25 protein-coding genes are annotated in these 21,432 nt (G+C 42.8%); 15 read left to right on the top strand and 10 right to left on the bottom strand.

Annotated elements, in window-relative coordinates; translation table 11 throughout:
- Positions 1-338: 338 nt before the first annotated feature.
- The 3 genes from ABH897_RS07340 to rlmN form a co-directional block, all read right to left on the bottom strand.
- Positions 339-1,271: a dihydroorotate dehydrogenase gene (locus tag ABH897_RS07340; protein WP_404520573.1), complete on the bottom strand. Its 933-nt coding sequence runs from the start codon at positions 1,269-1,271 to the stop codon at positions 339-341.
- On the bottom strand, positions 1,252-1,953 hold the full coding sequence (locus ABH897_RS07335; RefSeq protein ID WP_283653891.1) for a dihydroorotate dehydrogenase electron transfer subunit: 702 nt from the start codon (positions 1,951-1,953) through the stop codon (positions 1,252-1,254). The genes ABH897_RS07340 and ABH897_RS07335 overlap by 20 nt, the downstream gene beginning before the upstream one ends.
- A 157-nt stretch (positions 1,954-2,110) precedes the next feature.
- Entirely contained in the window at positions 2,111-3,208 is a 1,098-nt protein-coding gene (gene rlmN, locus ABH897_RS07330) for a dual-specificity RNA methyltransferase RlmN (RefSeq protein ID WP_283653892.1), read from the bottom strand.
- A 283-nt stretch (positions 3,209-3,491) separates the two neighbouring features.
- Here rlmN and ABH897_RS07325 point away from each other — a divergent pair, with 283 nt between their 5' ends.
- Positions 3,492-4,361, top strand: coding sequence for an AraC family transcriptional regulator (locus ABH897_RS07325; protein ID WP_404520575.1), 870 nt, complete (start codon positions 3,492-3,494; stop codon positions 4,359-4,361).
- Between the two features lie 193 nt (positions 4,362-4,554).
- Here ABH897_RS07325 and ABH897_RS07320 read toward each other — a convergent pair whose 3' ends face one another.
- Positions 4,555-5,001, bottom strand: a complete 447-nt coding sequence (locus ABH897_RS07320; RefSeq protein WP_404520576.1) for an AbrB/MazE/SpoVT family DNA-binding domain-containing protein — start codon at positions 4,999-5,001, stop codon at positions 4,555-4,557.
- A gap of 263 nt (positions 5,002-5,264) precedes the next feature.
- Between ABH897_RS07320 and ABH897_RS07315 the strand changes: the two genes are divergently transcribed.
- From ABH897_RS07315 to ABH897_RS07280, 8 genes are all read left to right on the top strand, one after another.
- The gene (locus ABH897_RS07315) at positions 5,265-5,543 is read left to right on the top strand and encodes a hypothetical protein (RefSeq protein ID WP_404529676.1); all 279 of its coding nucleotides are present in this window, start codon (positions 5,265-5,267) and stop codon (positions 5,541-5,543) included.
- A 112-nt stretch (positions 5,544-5,655) separates the two neighbouring features.
- A complete protein-coding gene (locus ABH897_RS07310) occupies positions 5,656-7,041 on the top strand; it encodes a transcriptional regulator (protein WP_404520578.1) in 1,386 nt (461 codons plus the stop codon).
- A 1,161-nt stretch (positions 7,042-8,202) separates the two neighbouring features.
- A complete protein-coding gene (locus ABH897_RS07305; RefSeq protein ID WP_235332259.1) occupies positions 8,203-8,328 on the top strand; it encodes an aspartyl-phosphate phosphatase Spo0E family protein in 126 nt (41 codons plus the stop codon).
- 868 nt (positions 8,329-9,196) lie between these two features.
- The gene (locus ABH897_RS07300; protein ID WP_283653896.1) at positions 9,197-9,841 is read left to right on the top strand and encodes a hypothetical protein; all 645 of its coding nucleotides are present in this window, start codon (positions 9,197-9,199) and stop codon (positions 9,839-9,841) included.
- A gap of 239 nt (positions 9,842-10,080) precedes the next feature.
- Positions 10,081-10,674, top strand: coding sequence for a hypothetical protein (locus tag ABH897_RS07295; protein ID WP_283653897.1), 594 nt, complete (start codon positions 10,081-10,083; stop codon positions 10,672-10,674).
- 649 nt (positions 10,675-11,323) lie between these two features.
- A complete protein-coding gene (locus ABH897_RS07290; protein WP_152643799.1) occupies positions 11,324-11,506 on the top strand; it encodes a hypothetical protein in 183 nt (60 codons plus the stop codon).
- 21 nt (positions 11,507-11,527) lie between these two features.
- A complete protein-coding gene (locus ABH897_RS07285) occupies positions 11,528-11,752 on the top strand; it encodes a hypothetical protein (protein WP_283653899.1) in 225 nt (74 codons plus the stop codon).
- Between the two features lie 207 nt (positions 11,753-11,959).
- Positions 11,960-12,487, top strand: coding sequence for a nuclear transport factor 2 family protein (locus ABH897_RS07280; RefSeq protein WP_283653900.1), 528 nt, complete (start codon positions 11,960-11,962; stop codon positions 12,485-12,487).
- Between the two features lie 322 nt (positions 12,488-12,809).
- On the opposite strand, the gene ABH897_RS07275 is transcribed toward ABH897_RS07280, so the two are convergent.
- Positions 12,810-12,947 carry a hypothetical protein gene (locus tag ABH897_RS07275; protein WP_404520579.1) on the bottom strand — a complete coding sequence of 46 codons (138 nt, stop codon included), beginning with the start codon at positions 12,945-12,947 and terminating at the stop codon, positions 12,810-12,812.
- Between the two features lie 270 nt (positions 12,948-13,217).
- Between ABH897_RS07275 and ABH897_RS07270 the strand changes: the two genes are divergently transcribed.
- Positions 13,218-13,574 (top strand): VOC family protein, encoded by a 357-nt coding sequence (locus ABH897_RS07270; RefSeq protein WP_404520580.1) that lies wholly within the window; start codon positions 13,218-13,220, stop codon positions 13,572-13,574.
- 94 nt (positions 13,575-13,668) lie between these two features.
- Here ABH897_RS07270 and ABH897_RS07265 read toward each other — a convergent pair whose 3' ends face one another.
- Positions 13,669-14,451 carry a YheC/YheD family protein gene (locus ABH897_RS07265; RefSeq protein WP_404529677.1) on the bottom strand — a complete coding sequence of 261 codons (783 nt, stop codon included), beginning with the start codon at positions 14,449-14,451 and terminating at the stop codon, positions 13,669-13,671.
- A gap of 152 nt (positions 14,452-14,603) precedes the next feature.
- On the opposite strand from ABH897_RS07265, the gene ABH897_RS07260 reads away from it, so the two are divergent.
- The 4 genes from ABH897_RS07260 (at position 14,604) to ABH897_RS07245 (ending at position 17,208) form a co-directional block, all read left to right on the top strand.
- Positions 14,604-15,149 carry a glutathione peroxidase gene (locus ABH897_RS07260; RefSeq protein WP_134911868.1) on the top strand — a complete coding sequence of 182 codons (546 nt, stop codon included), beginning with the start codon at positions 14,604-14,606 and terminating at the stop codon, positions 15,147-15,149.
- Between the two features lie 137 nt (positions 15,150-15,286).
- The gene (locus tag ABH897_RS07255) at positions 15,287-15,865 is read left to right on the top strand and encodes a TetR/AcrR family transcriptional regulator (RefSeq protein WP_404520583.1); all 579 of its coding nucleotides are present in this window, start codon (positions 15,287-15,289) and stop codon (positions 15,863-15,865) included.
- Positions 15,866-15,894: 29 nt separating this feature from the next.
- Complete coding sequence (locus ABH897_RS07250; protein ID WP_404520584.1) at positions 15,895-16,635, top strand: SDR family oxidoreductase; 741 nt, start codon at positions 15,895-15,897, stop codon at positions 16,633-16,635.
- 36 nt (positions 16,636-16,671) lie between these two features.
- A complete protein-coding gene (locus ABH897_RS07245) occupies positions 16,672-17,208 on the top strand; it encodes a Crp/Fnr family transcriptional regulator (protein WP_283653907.1) in 537 nt (178 codons plus the stop codon).
- Here ABH897_RS07245 and ABH897_RS07240 read toward each other — a convergent pair.
- The 4 genes from ABH897_RS07240 to ABH897_RS07225 all read right to left on the bottom strand — a co-directional run bounded on the left by ABH897_RS07240 (position 17,141) and on the right by ABH897_RS07225 (position 19,882).
- The gene (locus ABH897_RS07240; protein ID WP_404520585.1) at positions 17,141-17,665 is read right to left on the bottom strand and encodes a DinB family protein; all 525 of its coding nucleotides are present in this window, start codon (positions 17,663-17,665) and stop codon (positions 17,141-17,143) included. The genes ABH897_RS07245 and ABH897_RS07240 overlap by 68 nt on opposite strands.
- A 66-nt stretch (positions 17,666-17,731) precedes the next feature.
- Positions 17,732-18,676, bottom strand: coding sequence for a helix-turn-helix transcriptional regulator (locus ABH897_RS07235; protein ID WP_404591496.1), 945 nt, complete (start codon positions 18,674-18,676; stop codon positions 17,732-17,734).
- A gap of 110 nt (positions 18,677-18,786) precedes the next feature.
- Positions 18,787-19,143, bottom strand: a complete 357-nt coding sequence (locus tag ABH897_RS07230) for a nucleotide excision repair endonuclease (RefSeq protein WP_404591494.1) — start codon at positions 19,141-19,143, stop codon at positions 18,787-18,789.
- A 70-nt stretch (positions 19,144-19,213) separates the two neighbouring features.
- A complete protein-coding gene (locus tag ABH897_RS07225; protein ID WP_404520588.1) occupies positions 19,214-19,882 on the bottom strand; it encodes a hypothetical protein in 669 nt (222 codons plus the stop codon).
- A 258-nt stretch (positions 19,883-20,140) separates the two neighbouring features.
- On the opposite strand from ABH897_RS07225, the gene ABH897_RS07220 reads away from it, so the two are divergent.
- On the top strand, positions 20,141-21,343 hold the full coding sequence (locus tag ABH897_RS07220; RefSeq protein ID WP_404591492.1) for a glycosyl hydrolase family 28-related protein: 1,203 nt from the start codon (positions 20,141-20,143) through the stop codon (positions 21,341-21,343).
- Positions 21,344-21,432 lie beyond the last annotated feature (89 nt).

Raw genomic sequence — 21,432 nt, 5'->3', positions numbered from 1 at the left:
ATCTCAACCCCATCACCTAGCTTCTTTCTCAAGCTCTCCATTGGGAAGAAGAGCATGTCTTCTATCCTATTAATTCCTTGATATTCGACACTGTTTGACAATTTCCCTCTTAATCTGCAAACTCTAAGAGCTCCAATGACAACAAACGGAGCCTCTATCTGAAATAAAACAATATGCTGAATAAGGAAGAACTAATTCTCCATTTCGTTCATTTTGAATAAGTGAGATATTGCTCACTAGATACACATGGATGTTTCGGTAAAATAAACATAAAACCCCCTTGTCTTGAACAGACAGGGAGGTTCTATGTGCTTTCATTATGAAAATGAGGAAGTATTTTATACGATTCCCCGTATCTCGTCCAACGTCTGCACCTTTTCCCGCAGCATCCATTGTTCAAGACCGTAGACCAGCTCGGCCCCTGCGTGCAAGTGGACAAAATTGTATGTTCCCACCTGAATCGCAGCCGCTCCTGCCATCGTAAATTCGATAATATCCTCCACCGAGCTGATGCCCCCCATCCCGATTACCGGAATGGATACTGCTTGCGCCACCTGATGAACCATGCGCAAGGCAATCGGCTTGATCGCCGGGCCAGAAAGACCTGCATACGTATTCGTAAAAACACTTCGCTGCCGACGTATATCAATTTTCATCGCAGAAAATGTATTGATCAGCGAGACACCGTCTGCGCCTTCTTCCTCGCACATGACCGCCATCTGCGTAATATTCTCTGCATTTGGGGACAACTTCACGACAAGCGGAAGCGCCGTTACATTGCGCACCTGCCGTACTACGTCCCGCGCCACCTCCGTCTGAATGCCGAATTGCATTCCGCCCTGCTTTACGTTGGGACAGGAAATGTTCAGTTCCAGCATATCGACGCCTCTGCGATTCATCGTGCGCCGTTTTTGCGCATTTTCCGTAATCATGGCTACAGCCTGAACGTACTCCTCCAGATTCGAGCCACCGACATTAGCAATCACAGCCGTGTCCCAGCGCGTCATGTCATCCAGCTCATCCTTCAAAAAGGCCGCAACCCCCGGATTTTCCAGTCCCACACTATTGAGCATACCAGATGCTGTTTCATGTATGCGTGATCCGGTATTGCCCGCCTTCGGATGAAGGGTTAATCCCTTGCCAACGATGCCCCCCAACAGTTCAGGAGAGTAAAATTCCGCATACTCACGCCCGAACCCAAATGTACCGGATGCCATGATGATCGGGTTCTTGAACGGTACGCCCGCAATATTACACGCCATGGAGATCATCAAAATCCACCTCCTCTACCGGGAATACAGGCCCTTCCTTACACACCCTCTTATTACCTCCACGGGTATGCATGGTGCAGCCCAAACACGCGCCAATACCACAGGCCATATGTCTTTCTGTTGAAATATATAAACGGGATGACGAGCCTTCTGTCTTCTCCGCAAGCGCTTGTAGCATCGGAGTCGGCCCACAGGAAAACATATTCGCATAGAGATGAGGATCGACCTTCTCGACGATGCTTCCCCCTACACGAACCTGCACAGATGCTGCCACAGCTTCAAAAGCATCCACCCCAAAGGCTTGCAGCGCAAATCCCAGATAAACATGTGCATGCGGATAATGCTTTGCAGCCAGCAGCAAGGGGGCCGTGCCCATACCACCGCCGATTAAGGCCAAGCTGCCTTCTACCTGAGGAAAGCCATTGCCGAAAGGTCCTTCCAACTGAATCTCCTGCCCCGACTGCAACTGGGAAAACAAATGGGTCCCTTCTCCAACAACCCGATATAAAAAGGAAATGTCCTCATCCCCGATATCGTAAATGCTGATAGGTCTAGGTAGCAATGGGTACCCGGTTCCGCTGCGCAGCATGTAAAACTGGCCCATTTCCCCTTTAAAGGTTCCCTCTATTTTCATCATATAAATGCCCGGAACGAGCGCCACATTCGAAATTACGTTAGCCATATAACCCCTCCACTAACCACTCACTATAACGTAAAAACAGCCATGATTACGTGACTATTTTCACATTTATAGACTAAGTTAGGTAGGAGCGCTTTTCTTTCTCCTCAATAATCCAGGCATAAAAAAGCGTACTCCTGTTAAAGAGTACGCTTCTGTATTAACTAATCGCCTCGCGTTCCGGATTGCGACTACCTTTTGCATCCTTGCGGATTTGCTTGCTGCGCAACTGTCCGCAAGCCGCGTCAATGTCGACTCCATGCTCCAGCCGAACACTACAGCTAATGCCTTGTTTTTTCAAAACATCATAGAAGCCCGTAATCGACTCCGACTCACTCCGCTGGTATTGGCTATGCTCATCCACCGGATTGTATGGAATCAGGTTTACATTTGCCAAATTACGACGGTGGCCTACCAACTCAGCCAACTCCAGCGCATGCTCCTTGGTATCATTAATATCCTTCAGCAAAATATACTCCAGCGTAATACGACGATTTGTTTTGTCCAAATAATAATCAATCGCCTGCATCAGCTTCTCAATCGGGATCGCCCGATTGATCTTCATAATGCGGGTACGAGTCTCATTATTCGGTGCATGAAGGGAAATCGCCAAATTGACATGCAGATCGGAATCGGCAAATTCAATAATTTTATCGGCAAGTCCGCTCGTGGAAACTGTAATATGACGCGGACCAATCGCCAGCCCTTTATGATCCTTAATGACTCGGATAAAGTCGGACAGGTTCACGAAGTTATCAAACGGCTCACCAATCCCCATCACGACGACGTGACTGACCCGGTCGCCTGGACGTTCCTGATCCAGATACAACTGCACCTTCATAATCTGCTCGACGATTTCACCGCTGGACAGGTCACGACTCTTCTTCAACAGCCCGCTCGCGCAAAAGCTGCACCCGATGTTACAGCCCACCTGCGTTGTCACACATACCGACAGCCCAAACTTGTGCCGCATCAATACTGTCTCAATCAGATTTCCATCCTGGAGACGGAACAAGAATTTGACCGTCCCATCCGCCGACTGCTGCTTTACGTGTTCCTCCAATGTTTCAATCGGAAAATGCTCTGCCAACAGGCGGGTACAGTTCTCATGAACCTCCGTCATCGCGGCAAAATCAGTAATCCGTTTCCGATAAAGTGCGTCCCATACCTGCAACGCCCGGGATTTCTTATGTCCACGCTCGATGAGCCATGCTGTCAACTGATCTAGAGTTAATCCATAAATGGATTCTTTTTTCATGTTCGATCCTCTTTTCAAAACGTTAAAATTCGTCTCAGCCATCATTGCATCATAGCATGTTTAAGCAGTCTTCGCTATTTAAACGCTTCTTTCATTGTCCCAAATTTTAATTATGAACACAAGAGGGAGAGACGAATTGTATCTTCCAAAATTTCAGTATGAAATTCCGACTTGAAACAGAGTATGCGTCCCATTAAACTAGGCGACAGAGTCTGTTCAACAAGAGCACGCAAAGACAGGATTACGGACACCGCTAATGATATGATTACAACCAAGGAAGGTGATGCGGTTGGAATGGTTACTTCGGATCAAGAACGCGCTGGATCTGATGGAAGAAAGAATGCAGCAGCCGCTGGATATCGACGAAATTGCAAAGGCAGCCTATTCGTCTCCCTTTCATTTCCAACGTATGTTTCATATGCTAACCGGCGTCACTGTAGCCGAATATATACGTAAACGTCGATTGACCTTGGCTGCACAGGAATTGAGTCTTTCTACCACCAAAGTCTTGGATGTAGCGTTCAAATACGGATATGATTCCCCCGAATCTTTTTCTAAAGCGTTCCGTAAGGTACATGGTATATCTCCCTCTGAGGCCAGAAGCCCTGGGGTGAACCTGAAAGCCTTTCCACGCATTACCTTCCATCTATCGTTGAAGGGAGATCAGGATATGGATTATAAAATTGTAGAGAAAGCGGCCTTTACGGTCATTGGCAAGTCCATCCAAGTCACAACGAAAGACGGTGAAAATTTCCGGGAAATCCCGAAATTCTGGGACGAGCTGAACGCTGATGGTACATCGGATCGGATTCAAGCCTTGGGAACAAGCGACGATATCCTCGGTATTTGTTTGGATTTCAAGCATGGGGAAGAGAAATTTACGTACCTGATTGCCGCCGAAGGCAGTGAGGACGTAGCTGCTTCCAACGGATTGGATGCCAGAACGATTCCGGCCGAAACTTGGGCCGTGTTTACATCCATCGGCCCTATGCCTCACTCGATCCAAAAGGTATGGCAACGAATCTATCAGGAATGGTTCCCGGCCAGCAATTATGAGCATTCAGGCGGACCTGAGCTGGAGGTATATATGATGGGGGACTCGCGGGCTGAGGACTATCGCTGCGAGGTATGGATTCCGATTATCAAAAAGTAAACCCATAACAAAGCTGATAAACATCTATAAGCAAGTACGAGACAGAAAAACCACCAGGAATAGGTTCGAGAGCCTAACTATCCGGTGGTTTTTCATACTGTATGGATTTCTCGATGTGTCTGCTACGCAAGCAGGCATTTTTTTGTTGTATACAATTGCTCGGAAAATGATCGAAAATGGATCTCCGGTCAGCCTACAATAACTTTTTGAGTTGAGATATACGGCCTTGCGAAACGCCAATCCATTTGGCGTATTGGCTTTGCTTGGCATTGGGATGTTCACGCATCAATTCCCTTAGTTTCTCGATCAAGCTTTGTGTCGGCTGATACGTTCGTTTTTCTCTTTGTCTTGGCTCCTTAATCTTGGGCACTGGTATTGTACTAATGCCTATATTCCCCTTCAATTCAGTTATGCAGTTCGTACATAAAAGCTTGCCCTTGAAATAGGTTAGACGTTCAATTGAGCCACACAGCTTACAAGAAGTGCCGACATACTTTTGCAGACCAAAGAAGCTCCCTTCATCATCCACAAGAAATTCAATACCATCACCAACCTCCAAGTTCATGGTTACGCGCATTTCTTTGGGGATAACGATCCGAAATAACGTATCTAGAGAGCGTATCATACCTGTATTTTTCAATGCTAGCCTCTCCTTTTGAGTATGGTAGAATTGATGCCCGGATTGGACTTAATCTCTTTCTCAGCATTTTGCTGCTGTGAAATTGTTTGACAAAGATTCCTTAAACGAGCTATTGGTATGCGTAACATATCAGAATATTCCTGTTGTAAGCGTCAGGGTACTTTTCTAGCAAAACCAAAAGCAGCTGTGTCATCACCTCTTTTGGTTGTGGATTCCGTTTATCCTTTTGAGTAGCTATCAATTGACTTTTACATTCATTGCATATGAGAGAATTTTTAAAGGTGCTTAATACTTCGGTTGATTGGCAAAATTTACAGGATTGGCCGATGTATTTACCTAGTGATATTGTGCTCGCTTCTGCATCCATAAAAATTTCCACTGAATCGCCTGGTCTAATATCAACCATATATAGTATTTCTTTAGGCATTCCGAATCGTCCTAGCGAGTCTATCTTTCTTGTCATTGCTATATTTCTCATTGAAACAACTCCTATTACCAAGATAAAAAGCAATAAAATAGAAGCATTTATTATTATTCCATAAGATGGTATAATTAAGGAAAGGCAAAAATTTTATTATATTATAAGATTTCCAATTAATTTTTTTATTAAAATGAGCATCATATTATAGTTCACGCTGAGAGGGTGGTTTATTCATGGAAATCACACCTAAGATAAGAGCAGAAATTCAAACATATCTGAAAGAAAAAGGCTTGAGCAAGACTCAATTTGGGCACATCGCAGGCTTGAATCCCGGCACGATGAGTGGCATTTTGACGAGCAACCGTCCTATTTCCGTTTACCAATTGGATCTCATTACTGCGGGCATGAATTTACCACCGGATCATTTTTATGAAAGGTATGTTGAAGAGTGCACTGTAGATGAACCGATTAACTGGCGAAGAATTTGCCCCTTCCTGTACCGATGTGTGCAGTTTCATCGGCTGGATTGTTTGCAGCGAGTGGTAAGTGTTCTACTAGATAATCTTGGCTATCTTCCCAACCTTTTTGAATTAGCCGAAGCTTCTTTCCAAAATGGGTATCAGGACGCAGCCGCTTACCTGTATGAAAATATAGCCGAGAGTGAAAAGCAGCAGCATTCCGAACGACTTGCCTTGTCCCATTATCGGTTGTTTCAGATTGCGGTTGGAAAGGATCAGAATCTTAACTTGAATGCAGCGAATAAGTTTGAGACGTTTGTCCATCGCTTACATGAGATAGATCAACTGGATGCCTTAAAAGATTTAGCAAACGTGTATAGATCATTAAGCCTGTGGGACAAGGTTTATGAATTTGCATACCAAATGGGTCAATTAGGACAAATTCAATATGATTTGGTTCATAACTCTAAGCGAAAAGGAACAGAGCCGCAGAAAAGTCCAAGTAAGCCGCTGTTTGCCTACATAGCTTATTCTAAGCTGCTGTGTGCTAATGCTTGCGATGCAAAAGGAGATCATGAACAAGCATTAGCACACATTCGCGGTTATGCTGATCTAAGTTGGGTAAAGGAGAATGACCCAGATTCACTTTATTGGAAGAATCAATATCAGCAATGGGCGAAAATTAATACGTACGTAAACAAGCTTATGTCTGGAGATATTAGTATCTTGCCCGATTATGTAGAGTATATAGCAGGCGAACAACACATTTTTGCTGAACTCCTAAATGTCATGGAAACGGCCAATAGATACAATATTGATGTGGATCATATCCTCAAGCGTTTTGAATCCCAAATCGTAAACTATCATGAATCTTCATCGGATGACGTATTCACACAACAAGTTTTACCAGAGGAATACGTACGATTTTGGTATAAACTAGCAAAATATAGCCTAAATAAAGGTAGATATCTATATGGTTTCAAATGTCTGCTAAATGCATGGGAAAAGGCTGAATTCATTAATAAAGGACTACTTTCGCATAATTGTGCAATGTTATTTGAACGATTCAAAGCGTATGCCGTTTCTGAAACACGAGATCAGTTGCACAGTCTATGGGAAAAAATTGATCAAAAAGATGGTTTTCTTCTTGGCGGTAATTAGCTTTTTACTGGTATTCGCATCACAATCTCAAGCTGATTATCCAATTCCTGGACACTCAAGCCCTGGCACGATTGAAACTCAAGGTCACATTGGTGGAATGTGATCCGGTTTTTAATTTTATTACCATTGACCAGCCTAGCCGCTGGTCTTTTTTTGCTATATTTTGCTGATTTTTGATTGCTAAAACAGCCATTCACATTTCCACATTCCAATCTAAAATGAGATTAATTGGGATGGAATGCGCTATGAAACGTTAAATCAGCAGTTGGAAGCTGTCCCAATTTCTTTAGCCAATCACAATGATTTCAGTTCATGTCTACAGGCGATACAAACAAAGGAATCTCTATATGGCACCAGACTATCTTTTGAGCCACATAACCCACATTGTTCTTTGTCTATTTGGTGTAGGATGATGCCTTGTTCTGTTGAGGACAATGAGAACGCGTCCTGCTTTACAATGCCTAATTCCCTCCTTATATCCATCGGTATAACGACTCTTCCCAAGGTATCTACTTTTCTAATCCATCTTGATGTATGCAAAAACAACCCTCCTATCACTTAATGAATATTATTCTATAAAGTGTCTTATTTTATAGTTAAATACATTCTCATTCCAAAAATTAACATGCACAAAAAATGTAATGTAACTGTTCAATCATAAATCCGCATGTTGGCTGGATTTTCCTGACCATACACCCAGTGATCAGAAGGCAAGGCACTCGCACGATGACCATGCTAAAAAGCAGCTCACCACATACAAGAATATTAACCCTTTATTATTGAACTTTTTTATATAGAGACAGATTGTCAAACCAAGTGCGACAGTTACTCTGAAAAGGATTCGTGAGCGGTTTTCCACCCCAAACATTTTCGGGGTCTATGATTAATTAGGCGGAGAGCTACTGATGTGGATCATATTCTCCAGCGCTTTGAACCTCAAATTACGGCGTATCAGGAAGTTTCATCTACGGATATGTACACACAACAATTCTTACCGCAGCAGTATGCACGTTTTTGCTATATTTTGCTGATTTTTGATTGCTAAAACAGCCATTCATATTTCCACATTCCATCCTAAAATGAGATACATTAGGAGGAAATGCGCTATGAATACAGATGAAACGTTAAATCAACAGTTGGAAGATGCCCGGCAACGATTGCATGATCTGTACGAAACAGTATGGTTTCGGACATGCCTGTGTGCTTGAACAGTCTATGCTTTTGGATGAACTGATAAATCAGTACAACCGTATGTTCCAGACCAAGAAGCTGACCCAACTGATATAACCAAACATCCTCATGCTTTCAGAGCCACATCACCTACATTGTTTTTCTTGCCTTAGCATGACGCTGGTTTCGTTCAAGTAAATAAAACGGATGCTGTTTATGCAAAACTATTCCTCCTCTCATCTAACTAGTATAATAATTCTATATAATGGCTTTTTTAAAAGGGAAATACATTAACAGGAAATGGCAATACAAGCTGTTAAAAGCTTTGTGAGGCTAGCTATCTAGGAGAGGGGATTCATTTGTGGGGGATTATTGAACATTTGCGTAGAAAAACAGAAATCGTGTGATATAATTATTATTGAAATGATTACCATTAATTAAAAATTTATGTATTTTTGTAACGCAAGATGTATACACCTCCTATCTACTTCAATAGTGCATAGGAATTTGTATAAATATCACTTAACAAGGTATTTAAGCTACTTGTTTGGAAAGGAGTCCTGGCTGTGAAAATGTAGTGACATACGAAGCAAGATCAATCGGTAGAGTGACCGGGTCAAGGGCAGCGAAAATGCCACCCAAGACCGAATGTGTGCATCAACCGGTCAAGAAGGGAGGGGATATAAGTGTCTGGATAATGAGATGAAGGATCACCTACTTTTTTGCATCATGATCCTTCCAATAAAAATAAATACAAAGAACAATTAAGATCAGTGGGAATAAGTAAAAAGCATCATTAAACCCTGCGGAACTGATGTGTTCTAAATAGTATAAAAGCCAGAACATAGACATGCTTGATATTAAAGCTATGGTGCCGCTTACGGAATACATGTATATCTCTCCTTTATGAAGTGTGATAAAACGTCCGCAAAACAGATGTTATTGTTATCATTATAATGTAAATATATGACCAGGAGGAAATCTTATGAAAAAATTCGCGATTATTCTTTCTGCTTTACTGCTTTTTGTTGTGGGTACACCTAACATTTACGCAGCACAAAATGATGCAGCAGTACCCCAACCGGATGTTGTTTCTGCGACTATTGTGGTTGATGGAGCCTATAAAACGGTTTCTTTGGATAACGGCGATGTAGTGTCCTTTTTGACAAAAGAAGATTATGATTCTTACGTAGCTGCCTCAAATGATAAGAATACCACAGTCCAGTTAGAAGCTGTCGACTCTGTAATACGGCCTTCCAGTACCCACATTGACAACACGTTTATTTCAGGTACTACAAGAGATCACCAATTTATCAATTATCATAAGAATACTCCTTACTGGGCCAAAGCAAGTAATTATACAGTTAATAGTGGGGAAACCTATACCGCTTCTACTACGCTAAAATACGACGATGTATCTTTTACTGTCGGAGTTTCGTACTTGTATTCAGTAGCAACGCAAATCCCGGCAGACCCGAGTAGATTTAGTAGACTAGGGGTTTCGGCTGACTTAACTCTTAAAAAGTATAGAGCCGTTCAGTATGATGATTACACTGGACAAAGAATAAGCTCATGGGATTTTGTCGCTACGAATGTTCGCAATACTTACCTTGCACCTGCTTACCAATAACAACTGAGTAGGGCCAGCAACTTTCTGATTTTTTAAAACAATGCTACTGAAAAACAGAAAAGTCACGAAGGACGTCTCTGGAATTGATCTGGAGCGTCCTTTTTAGTTCGTGAGATTCTGAATGTTCAACAGTTACACTTCCTATCCTATTCTTTCAATAATGGACGGGATTTGTCACGCCTATTGACTTTTCATATCAGGAAATGGGTTTACAAAATAATTAGAATGGATGTGTGGCTGTGAAATTCAAAGCAACAACTTGGGGGCTCATTATTTTGGCAGTAAGTGCTAGTGTATTAACTGTTGTTATTACAAATAGTGTGCTTGCTGATCACGATGCCCCTATTCCAAACGAAAGCGTTACTTACGATCCTGTTCCCCCTGCTGACGTACTAGACAGACTTTATCATCCTGATAGGATTTCTGCGAATATATCCACTACAGCGACCCAAGATGCAAGTACAACAACTACTGGTGACCATGTAGTAACTCCTCAGAGCGTGGGGAATTCTTTTAACTTTACTGTAGGGGGAAGTGCAACTGCACCAGGTAGCTTCGAGGTTCCTAAGGGTTTTGGGCATGTTAAATTGCGCATTAGGAACTATGTTAATGCCCCGGTTGATTTTACTGTACAGCACAACGATTCTGGTAAAGTGTATGTTGACGGCAAGACAATCAGCAAAAACAGTGAAACAGTTTGGAGAAGTACTGATGCGGGAATTTCGGACGGTTTGCGTTCTGGACGATATACAATTCAGTTCCGCGGTGGTACAAACAAAGTTAATGTGGAAATTTGGGGCGTAGCCGGTTCATTGCCTTCGGACGCAAAATAATAATTGACCTAAACAAAGAAAGCTCTGGGCCTCAGGTCTGGAGACTTCTTTGCGTTGTTTCTTAGGGTTCACGTTGTAGTTTGAGAAAAGCTTAATCATATCAAATAATTCAAAAGAATGTATTTATGTAAAAAATAAATTGACCACAGATTAATTAATGTATATATTTTCAATAAATTAATCTCATTTCTGGAAATTACATCTTAGAACAAGTGAAACACTCCCTATAATTATCAATTTTGCTTCTTCGTTAAAGTGAATGTTAAATGTCTGTTTAATAGAGAAAGTGTTCATACTGTCTATAAATATTAATTTCAAAAACCAACCAATGACCAATAAAACCTATCCTTTAACCTAAAGGAAATGGCAATACAAGCTTGTTAAAAGCTTTGTAAGGTTAGCTATCTAGGAGAGGGGATTCATTTATAGGGGATTATTGAACATTTGCGTAGAAAAACAGAAATCGTGTGATATAATTATTATTGAAATGATTACCATTGATAAAAAATTATAATAACAATGCAATATATTTATAATATTATTTCACATGCCAAGCCCTTTACCTACTCATAGATCTGGGCAAGTTTCTGTTACTTTAGTACAGGACACCTATAGTTCTAGTAAACCAGCTAGAGTTAACTATCAATTCATGACTAAAGATTATAAAAATAAATCTGATACAGTTCAGGTTTATGGCAATATTAGTGACGGCAATAAGACAACAATTACATTTTATAATGTTCCTAAAGGAACATCAGATAACCCAGTGTATTTACTCATTGGAAATCACTCTGGCGGAATTTCTATATCTGGAAATGGATATACAAAATAAATAATAATTTGTGAGGTTTCTATGAAATTAAAACCAATAACTTGGATGCTGGCTATTTTAACAGTGAGTGCTGTTGCATTCACTGGATGTATTATAAATAATGTAAATGCCGAAGCTGATATCCTTAGAAAATCGGAAAGTGTTACTTACGAGCCAGTTCCGGCCGATGTTGTAGAACAACTTAATCATCCTGACAGGATCAAAACGAAGGATGGATTGTTTGTAAAAACACTTCAGTCAAAATGAAGTAGTTTACGATGTTTCAGAGGCTACAGATAAAACCAAAGTAATTATTGCATATGACGCTACTTATGTTAAGGAAGAAGATAACAAGTAAATTGTATTCAGGTGGCGGCCTCATTATTATTGAACTTTTTTACATGATTGTAGTGAACATTTATTCCAAAACGACGTAAGGTATATTTATCTAAAAAAAGAAAGGATGGAATATTAATGAAATTTTCAAGCTTTAATGGTAAAATAAAAAAGACAATGTTATTGATTTCTTTGCTTGCAATGTCCGTATTTCCTGGTCTTACTGGCGCCGAGAGTGCTTCTAATGAAGAATTAGCCAAACAATCAATAAAAAACTATGTGGAAGCCGCAATATCCGGAGATGCTTCGGAAGCCGCAAAATGGGTGATAGATACGAGATTTAATAGCGAACAGGAACAATTGAAAGAGTATAAGGAATCAGTAAGCAATAATCCATTTTCTGATGTCAGCATCAAAAATGTCGTTTCAGCTTCTGATGGCACCTATACTGCTACGGTTGAATTAACTAGAAAAGATGATGGTTCAATAAATACAGTCACATACCCCATCATTAAAAAGGGCGATAGTTGGAAGGTACTGATAGGCGGGCAAGAGACAAAAAGCAAAAAGGTTGAAAAATTAATTCAGTCTCAATCAAAAGAGAATAGTACATCGTCTGTCAAGCCATCAGCTGTTGAACTTACAAGTTATGGAGTGAACTTTTAGTTAGAGATGAAGAAGAAGCGGAGGAAGATTTAGAAGAATTAGAATATAGATCTCTGCCGACTATCCAGAAAATGCTAACACCATTTAAGACTCATCTTACTTGGATTATCCCCCTTAGTGTGATTACATTCTTTGTTCTAGCTTACGTCTTATTTATATATGTATCTTTATGGATTGAAGATTATTAAAGACGTCTTTGGGAAACCAGAAGCGTCTTTTTTTTTTTAGCATTACTCGCGCTTGGCTTCTGGATCGGTGAGCAGGAGAGCAGGCAAGACAAGAGCAGGGGGAGTAGTCTGCTCCTATAATGATCTTCACCATTCTAATCATCTTGTCTTTTCCATACCGGAATATTAACTCCTTCATTGACTTTATTGACCTCATCAAGAACTGAACCATCCAGCTGGTTATATTCTTTTTCCGCAGCCTCATGTAAACGAATATCAAACAATTCTTTCATTCAGTTTAGGTAGTTCGACGGATATCTTTCCAGGATTTCGCGGATGCTGGGTCCCGATCAAGACTTTCTATACGTTCGACTAATATACGTTCTTCCTCTTGTTGCTCCAATTGAGTTAAACGATCGTACAGTTGTTCAAAAATTTCATATCCCATTAAAACCGAATCAACTGAACCATTATCCGTAATAAGGAGCCTTCTCATGATTTTGAGCGGCTTCTTTTTACATAAAATACCACCATTATGTACAACTCAACTGGAGGATGAAATTATGAATATTACAGATCATTTTATTCCCGTATTTGCGAGTAATCTGGAGTCGGCTGTAGCCCATTATGAAAAAATAACAGGAAAGCCGTCGGACAGACAATGGGCTATTCCCGACGCCGAGCTTCAATTAGCCACGGTCTATCCCTATGTCATCGTTTCGGGGACCGAGCAAGCTTTGGAGCTTGCCAAAAACCTGCGCTCTGTAGTGTATGTGGACTCCATGACAGAGCTTAAAGCCATTCTGGCCGCAGAAGGGACCCCGATTGTAAGGGATCAGCACGGTCCTGTGGGGCCGAGTATTTTTGTAGAGCACCCGGATGGCACTTTTATTGAATATGTTGAACCGCGAGGCCAATGACCACACTATAAAACAAGACAAAATAACACATCAGCCTGAATTCGGCTCTTGATGAGGGCCGGATTCAGGCTGAAAAATGGAGTATAACTTTATACTAATGTTTTTCAATCCGACGTTTGTTTCTCAAAATGTTGTGAATCATCTTATGATTGGGGAGCTGCTTGAACAACTTATGTCCGGGATGCGGATTGGCCTCGATAATCCAGATTTGACCATTCTTCTCAATAGCAAGATCAATACCCAGCTCGCGAAACGGATGATTTTTATCTATCGTGTCGGCAACCATTTTAGAAAGTTCGATGATCTGATCCAGAGTCTCTTTCATTTTCGTTCTGTCATTTTTAAAGACCTTTAAAAGCACTTTGGACAATGGTGCCGCATGTCCTCCTTTGCGGTAATTGGTAACCACTTTTTGGGGTGCGGCAACACGACCGGTTATTCCTGAAATGACCCATTCCGATTCCGGCTTCTGCATATACACTCTAACATCAAAAATCGAACCTTTGTACTTCGCTAACCGAAGTCCTTGCTGTACCAAATAACGGCGATGAGGCCTCCGATGGGTTTTGATCGCTCTTCTCACCGCGTGGGATCTGACAATTCTTCGACTGGAGCCGCAACGAATCTCATACCTCCTCCCCAGCTTTTTGGCCCGTATAATACCAGTCCCCCCGCTTCCATAATTAGGCTTAATGAAAACCGTCCGATATTCGTCCAGCATGCGCAAAGTTCTTGCATTGCTAATCCAACGGGTCTCCGGCAGATAAGAACTTAAAACGGGATGTTGTCGCATTTCCTTATATTGAATCATCTTTCCAATGGGCACGAGTATCCCTCGATTCTGTTGGGTTTTTGCACGCATTACATGAATATGCATCCATATTCTATCTTGGTAACGGCGAATGCCACAGTTTGCTATGAAAGAGGCAAATCCCCTTCTACCTATAAAGGTCATTCGAATAATATATTAGACCAATAGACACTCTGGATATATGATGTATAAAAAGTAATATGAGGAGGGATTTTAATATGTCTATTTATGATTTTCAAGCAACCTCAATTAACGGGAAGCCGATTAAACTGTCAGACTACAGCGGGAAAGTTCTCCTCATCGTAAACACAGCCAGCAAATGTAGCTTTTCCCGTCAATTCGCTGATCTACAGAAGCTCTATGAAAGTCGACGGGAACAGGGTTTTGAAATTCTCGCGTTTCCTTGTAACCAATTCAATGAAAAAGAGCCGGGTAGCAATTCGGAAGTTCAGGGAGTCTGCCAAATTAACCATGGAGTAACATTCACGCTATTTGAGAAAACGGATGTAAGAGGTCCATCTCCTCATCCTTTATTTCAATATCTGACACAACAGGCACCGTTTCAAGGCTTCGATACCCAAACCAAGGACGGTCAATGGATGGAGGATTTCTTGAGGGATAAGTATCCGGAAATATACGCTGGCGACGGGATCAAGTGGAATTTCTCCAAGTTTCTGATCGATCGCGATGGTCATGTAAATGGAAGATTTGAATCAACGACGGAGCCCTTTGAAATAGATTCTGTCATCGAATCACTGTTGTAGGGTTTCAGTTTACTCCTTTGAATTAGTTTAGAAGAAAAAGAGTATCAAATGACAAAAATAAATATTTGTCATTTGATACTCTTTTTGATATCCTGACTTCAAGGAGGTGACTCACACGGCAACTTGACCGTGTCTCTATGGAAAAATCCTCAGATATTTTAACCAAGGAACAGATTCTCATCGCTACAGAAGACACACTTAGACGTTTTGGTGTAGCCAAAACCTCCGTGACCGATGTTGCCAAAGTATTGGGAGTAAGTCATGGCACCATTTATCGACATTTTAAAAGCAAAGCCGAGCTTCTTGAAGGCGTGACCGAAAAATGGCTGAATGAAAAGATTATCGCTCCGTTAACGGAGGTGTGTCAGGATTCATCCCTGCTGGGAACGCCGCATTTACAACGATATACACAGACCTTGATCGAACTCAAGCAGTATTATGCCCGCGATGACGAGGAAATGTTCGACATGTATACCCGGGTCACCGAGCAAGCCACTGATTTAATCGACCAGCATATCGGCCACATTGTAGATCAGCTCGCTGACATCATTGTACGCGGGGGCATCACATCGGATCAGCCAGCCCAACTGGCGCGTACCCTTTTCTATGCCACAGCCCGTTTCCATCATCCCGCTCATGCTTACGAATGGAAGAATCCTGCGATTGACCAGGAGTTTTCGGATGTATGGGCGCTTTTAGAAAAAGGAATCTCTTAAAAAATATATGGAAAGAAGGTTAAGCACATATGAAGCATTTGGACGGAAAAACAGCGATTATTACCGGTTCCTCCAGAGGAATTGGACGTGCCATTGCCGAGCAGCTGGCCGATCTGGGCGCTAATGTAGTCATCAATTATGCCAGCAGTCCGGACAAAGCCAAAGAAGTCGTGGAGGGCATTATTCAAAAAGGCGGCAAAGCCATAGCACTTCACGCTGATTTGGGCAAGATGAGTGATATTGAAGCATTATTTACAAATACGATTACTGAATTTGGAAAAGTGGATATTCTGGTTAACAACGCAGGGCTGATGATTACCAAGCCGCTTGCAGACGTGACAGAGGCCGATTTTGACAAACAATTTGCACTGAATGTAAAAGGCACCTTCTTTGCTTGCCAGCAAGCGATGAAGCATATGGAGAACTACGGAAGAATCGTGAATATTTCCACATCCGTGATTGGACAAATGTTTCCTTCGTATAGCGTATACGCGGGTACCAAAGGCGCCGTTGAGCAATTTACCCGTCAGCTTGCCAAGGAGTTCGGAAGCAAACAAATTACGATCAACGCTGTGGCCCCCGGCCCCGTGAATACCGAGCTTTTTCAAGAAGGGAAAACCGAGCAGCAGATCGAAGGTATGAAAAAAATGAATGCGTTCGGCCGTCTCGGTGAACCCGAGGATATCGCGGATGTGATTGAGTTTCTGGCCAGCGCCAAATCACAATGGGTTACCGGGCAGACGATCCGCGTCAACGGCGGGTTCATCTAAAAACCGAAATACATGAAATGGAGGCTGTTCACGTTCATGATATTACACAAAGGGGAGACCCTATTTCGACAAGGAGAATCCGGCCCTCTGTATCAGTTAAAGAGTGGCTTGTTAAAAATCATCCGAGTCCATGAGGATGGCTCACAAATTTTAGTCAACGTTATTGTGCCCGATGAAATTATCCCGCACCACTCCCTAATCAGCCCCAATCCTTATTATGGTACAGCGGTGGCGCTGGTAACCTCTGAGGTTGAGGTTCTGTCGCAAAAAGAATGGTATCAGGCGCTGGAGCAGGACCCGGCTCAATGTCGGGCTATCGCTTTGCAGCTACAGGACAAGTTGCGCATGATGCAGCAACGAATTGACCAGCTCACCGAGGTGTCACCTGCCGAGAAGCTTCGGAAGCTTCAACGCTGGTTCCACTCCTATATCGCCCCCGCCACGTTAACGGACGTGCTGACGCAGGAGGAAATCGGCCAGTTCATCGGGCTGCGCCGGGAGACGATTAACCGGCTATTGCGCGCTTCAAGCGCTCCTTCTGCAAAAGATGATGGCGATAATGCATCTCGATAAGCGTAAACCACTCTCCAGCGTTCAACGCGCCGAATCTGGGATGAGAAACGGTAGACTTCCCTGCTGTTTCCCCAACGTTCGGCTCAATCTCTCTCATTTTGCCAATTACAACGTTTAATCCCTCCACAATTTCTTCTTTGCCAGTCGGTTGCGGGGGAGTGTACTGCGGGGATGGCGGGACCTGGATACGCACGGGCGGAAAGCCTCCCAGATCAAAAATGGCCGTGCCTGCCTCCGTTTTAGTCCCTATCTCTCCATCTGGCTTTAGACAAAGATCAATGTTCTTCAGATGCATATAAAGAGCAGAGTTCACCAAATGAAGGTACATTTGTCCAAGCGACCATTCGCCCTCCTGCGGTGTGTACTGCAATTGCTCCAAGCTAAAGTGGTCCAATTCAAGAAGATAATGTTGTACCGTTTGTTCAAAACGCTGCAATGTTTCGGTTGTTGTATTCATATACTATTAACTGCCCCTCTCCTTCAAGTAGCTTTACTATACAAAAATGCTACTGACAGCCTTATGTCAGTAGCATTTCAACATTTTTTCGACTTCCGATCGTACCCGATCCCGGAGCGATTCAGGCTCCAGCACGACCATATCTGCACCCCACCCGAGTATCCATTGTAGTAATTCCTCTGGCTGCCTGACGCGGAAAAGTACATGCAGTCCATCCACACGCTCCTCTACAGCCTCCATGTAAAAATTGTTCGCTTCCTTCACTTTATCAGCGATATCCGAACGGGCTAATATACGAACACGTACATGGCGATCATCGGTTTGCTTATAATCCTGCAAATTAAAATCGATGGGGAACTGAAACCTTTCTTCCAGCACGATAAGCTCGTCCATCCGGGACAAGCGGAAATGGCGAAGTTGCTGCCGCAATTCGCATTGCCCAATCAACATCCACGAACCACGAATCAGCACAAGCCCATAGGGGGCGACCACACGCACACTTTGACGATTCCCGTCAGCCTCTGGCATTCTTTTGGAATAGCCGAACCGTACCTTCCGTTTTCCCAATATAGCGAGACGCAACGTTTCCAAACAGGTTTTCTCTTTAAGGTTTGCCCCTTCACCCACCGCGAGCAGTCTGATGGTCGTACGCACCCGGGAAACTTCCCTGTGAACACTCTCCGGTAGAATAGCTTCAATCTTTCTGCGAGAAGCCTGCGCCTTAATGCCGTAATCTGCATCAAATTTTTGTTCAACAAAATCTGTCCCGATTAGCAACGCTACGGCTTCTTCCACGCTAAAGCTCACCGGGGGCAAAAAATATCCCTCCATCAGGGAATATCCAATGCCGGGTGCACCTATAATCGGCACACCCGATTCGCTTAGTGCCTGAATATCCCGATAGATGGTTCTCACACTTGTTTCGAATATGGCCGCCAAATCCTCGGCTCGTAAAATATCTTTACGTTGCAATTCTAGCAAGATAGCTAGCAGGCGGTCTGTTTTGTTCATACCACGGCACCCTCTCTGGAAGGATCTAAAATACAGTAATACAAAAGAGCAATAAGGGCAGTACAATCACTGCAACTTATTGCTCTTTTTTTCATACGAAAGTTACTTCATTACTTGAAAAACACTTTTTCGACGTTATATTTAGCCTTTTGTAAGTTGATGATGTAGGTTTCATAGATTTCTCGCTCCACCGCATCTTCTACAATACAAACCTCAATAATCGCCACTTCGTTGCGATTCGCCTTAATCGGCGATACGGTATCTTCAAAATGCTTTTTGATTCTTTGTCTCAGCTTTCTTGCTTTACCAACGAACAATAATTCCTCCTGCGCGTTGTAAAACATAAAAATACCACTCTTATCTCTGGGAATCAGGTGGAAATCTGTAAATCCGTAAATATGGCTCAGTTCAGGGTTAACCTGTTTGGTAATCGTGATGTCCGGGATTGGAATCGTTATGTTTATCACTTTGTCACTTCCTCATTTTATATAAGTGTAAATATTATCACAAATCCCGACGTAACACCATTCAAGATAGTCAGAGAGCGTCCCCTGGGACAGGCTTCGTCGTTTTGCCTGCCATTCTTTCCAGTACCCAGACAAGAACCCCCACTGCAAGGCTGGCGATGACCGCCATGATCGCGGATCCGCCAGCATGTAGCAGCAACACGGGAACCCAAAGCAATCCCAGCAAACGATGCACGGTCCGCATCCACTTGTTACGAACTTTGTTAATGAAGAAGCCATACCCGGCGATTGCCAGCAGAATGGCAAAGCCCGCAAGCCCGGTGTAGGTTTTGTGATCTTGAAGCTTGGTAATCAAGAAATAGATACCGTGAACAGCAATCAGGATCAAGGTCGCCCAACCCAGCAGCTTATGCAGGGAATGTAACAACTTCCCGGCTTTTCTGACCCATATCGATGGCGATCTTAGCTTCTTCTTAAACCAGAACCAAGAAAAAGCGGCCGCGCCAAGGAATACGGAGATCGTACCCAAAGTCTTGAATATTTCCCCATTGCCCCCACCTTCTCCACCGGGACGTCTGCCCACAGGCCCTGTAGGCAGGTTACTTACGCCGCCTTCTGGCGGTCGCGGACCAGGTCCGCCGCCGGAAACCGAAGACATGTAGTAATAGTAGATTACGAGCAGAGCTGCTGCCGTCACTGCGATTATTGCTGGAATCCAAACGGTCTTTTTCGTTTTCATTCGTTATGTGTCCTCCCCAGGAAAATTGCCTTGAGTGTACCTGGTCAAGCTGAAAATAAAATTAAAGCAAGCTGAAAGTTAGAAACCCTCGTTTTATTTAAGTTAATACTTGAAATATAACCCATTTTGACCGAAAATATAAAGGGTAATTATGGTATTGTTTCAACATATTTAACATTGGGAGGGGAGATTCACGCATAGGCTTTGCATGAAACAAAAGTTTCTACGATTACAAAAAATCTGACAGGAGTGTGCAAAATGTTAAACATCTTTAATCGGAAGGCCAGGCTCAGCTTGTTGCTGGTAGCTGTCATTGCACTCGTTATTCAAGGCTCTATAGGAGGAAGCTCGCATGTGGCCCAAGCAGCCGACAATGTAATTAATGCCAAGGATCTTGGCGTTAAACCCAATTCGAATTCATCACAATCCAGGGAAATCCAAAATGCGTTGAAGTATTTTTATGATCGTGGTACAGAGGGAACCGTGTACTTCCCGGCAGGTACATATCTGGTCGACGATTCGATCCGTTTATATGCCGGGGTGAGTCTGAACGGTGACGGAATGGGCAAAACGATTTTCAAAAAAACAGGGTCTAAAAACCAATACGTGATTGGGAATCCGATTCTACGAAACAATTCTGACCGACTAGACGTGAAGCTATCGAATCTCACCATTGACGCAGACCGTGCGAACCGTGAAGCTCGTGGCGAAAGTCAGGTAGGCGGTATGATTATAGATGTGGCCGTCTCGCACCTCACGCTGGATCGCGTGGAGATTAGCGATACCACAATCGGAGCCCTTCTTCGCAGAACGAGAGATTCAGAGATTACCAACAGCCGCTTTGACCAGAATAATGGACATGCCATTGCCACCGGACATGAAAGCTATCCGGCAGGCGAGTTCCGTAACGTCAAAATTACGAATAACCAAATTACCAATTCGGGCGGCGGCAGTGGAATCAATCTGTCACGCGCAACCTACACAACGGTCACCGGAAACCAAATTATTAACAAAACCCATCAATCCGACGGATATGCTGGCATTCGTATCCCTAATAACGGTGCCCACAACACCGTCAACAATAATGTAATTGAAAATTATCCTCGGGGAATCTTTGTACTGACTGGAGCAACAGACAATAATGTATACAAAAATACGATAAAAAATGCATCCCTGCAAGGTCTTCTGGTTCAATCGGACGGCAATACTTTTACAGACAATGAGTTTTTTCAAACCAATTCTTCACTTAATCCTGACACAATCATTCGCCTTGCTAACGCAAACAACAACAAAATTATTGGTAACGAAATGACCACGTACTCCGGATTTTCCAACATAGGAATACGTGTCACCGATTCCAGCTCCAATGAAATTAAGGACAACATCACAGATACTTCAGGCAAATCAGTCAGTATTGAGGGTGGGAGCAATAATGTGAATAAAGGCAACCGCAATCGGTAGCAGAATTATGTACTATGCTAGTTCCTCTGTTTCCGTTACAATATGTCAGTGTGATTCTGGCATCGGCAGATTGACGCGTACTTGAACAT

Source organism: Paenibacillus sp. RC73, assembly GCF_044908085.1.
GTDB classification, from domain to species: Bacteria; Bacillota; Bacilli; order Paenibacillales; family Paenibacillaceae; genus Paenibacillus; species Paenibacillus terrae_A.
The sequence above is the reverse complement of the archived record's forward strand: the minus strand, read 5'-3'. Positions and strand labels throughout refer to the sequence as shown.

Coding starts and splice junctions, on each gene's coding strand:
- ABH897_RS07340 (WP_404520573.1), bottom strand. CDS start 1,271: ATGATCTCCATGGCGTGTAATATTGCGGGCGTACCGTTCAAGAACCCG.
- ABH897_RS07335 (WP_283653891.1), bottom strand. CDS start 1,953: ATGGCTAACGTAATTTCGAATGTGGCGCTCGTTCCGGGCATTTATATG.
- rlmN (WP_283653892.1), bottom strand. CDS start 3,208: ATGAAAAAAGAATCCATTTATGGATTAACTCTAGATCAGTTGACAGCA.
- ABH897_RS07325 (WP_404520575.1), top strand. CDS start 3,492: ATGCGGTTGGAATGGTTACTTCGGATCAAGAACGCGCTGGATCTGATG.
- ABH897_RS07315 (WP_404529676.1), top strand. CDS start 5,265: ATGAGAGAATTTTTAAAGGTGCTTAATACTTCGGTTGATTGGCAAAAT.
- ABH897_RS07310 (WP_404520578.1), top strand. CDS start 5,656: ATGGAAATCACACCTAAGATAAGAGCAGAAATTCAAACATATCTGAAA.
- ABH897_RS07305 (WP_235332259.1), top strand. CDS start 8,203: ATGATCTGTACGAAACAGTATGGTTTCGGACATGCCTGTGTGCTTGAA.
- ABH897_RS07300 (WP_283653896.1), top strand. CDS start 9,197: ATGAAAAAATTCGCGATTATTCTTTCTGCTTTACTGCTTTTTGTTGTG.
- ABH897_RS07290 (WP_152643799.1), top strand. CDS start 11,324: ATGACTAAAGATTATAAAAATAAATCTGATACAGTTCAGGTTTATGGC.
- ABH897_RS07285 (WP_283653899.1), top strand. CDS start 11,528: ATGAAATTAAAACCAATAACTTGGATGCTGGCTATTTTAACAGTGAGT.
- ABH897_RS07280 (WP_283653900.1), top strand. CDS start 11,960: ATGAAATTTTCAAGCTTTAATGGTAAAATAAAAAAGACAATGTTATTG.
- ABH897_RS07275 (WP_404520579.1), bottom strand. CDS start 12,947: ATGAAAGAATTGTTTGATATTCGTTTACATGAGGCTGCGGAAAAAGAA.
- ABH897_RS07270 (WP_404520580.1), top strand. CDS start 13,218: ATGAATATTACAGATCATTTTATTCCCGTATTTGCGAGTAATCTGGAG.
- ABH897_RS07265 (WP_404529677.1), bottom strand. CDS start 14,451: ATGCATATTCATGTAATGCGTGCAAAAACCCAACAGAATCGAGGGATA.
- ABH897_RS07260 (WP_134911868.1), top strand. CDS start 14,604: ATGTCTATTTATGATTTTCAAGCAACCTCAATTAACGGGAAGCCGATT.
- ABH897_RS07255 (WP_404520583.1), top strand. CDS start 15,287: ATGGAAAAATCCTCAGATATTTTAACCAAGGAACAGATTCTCATCGCT.
- ABH897_RS07250 (WP_404520584.1), top strand. CDS start 15,895: ATGAAGCATTTGGACGGAAAAACAGCGATTATTACCGGTTCCTCCAGA.
- ABH897_RS07245 (WP_283653907.1), top strand. CDS start 16,672: ATGATATTACACAAAGGGGAGACCCTATTTCGACAAGGAGAATCCGGC.
- ABH897_RS07240 (WP_404520585.1), bottom strand. CDS start 17,665: ATGAATACAACAACCGAAACATTGCAGCGTTTTGAACAAACGGTACAA.
- ABH897_RS07235 (WP_404591496.1), bottom strand. CDS start 18,676: ATGAACAAAACAGACCGCCTGCTAGCTATCTTGCTAGAATTGCAACGT.
- ABH897_RS07225 (WP_404520588.1), bottom strand. CDS start 19,882: ATGAAAACGAAAAAGACCGTTTGGATTCCAGCAATAATCGCAGTGACG.
- ABH897_RS07220 (WP_404591492.1), top strand. CDS start 20,141: ATGTTAAACATCTTTAATCGGAAGGCCAGGCTCAGCTTGTTGCTGGTA.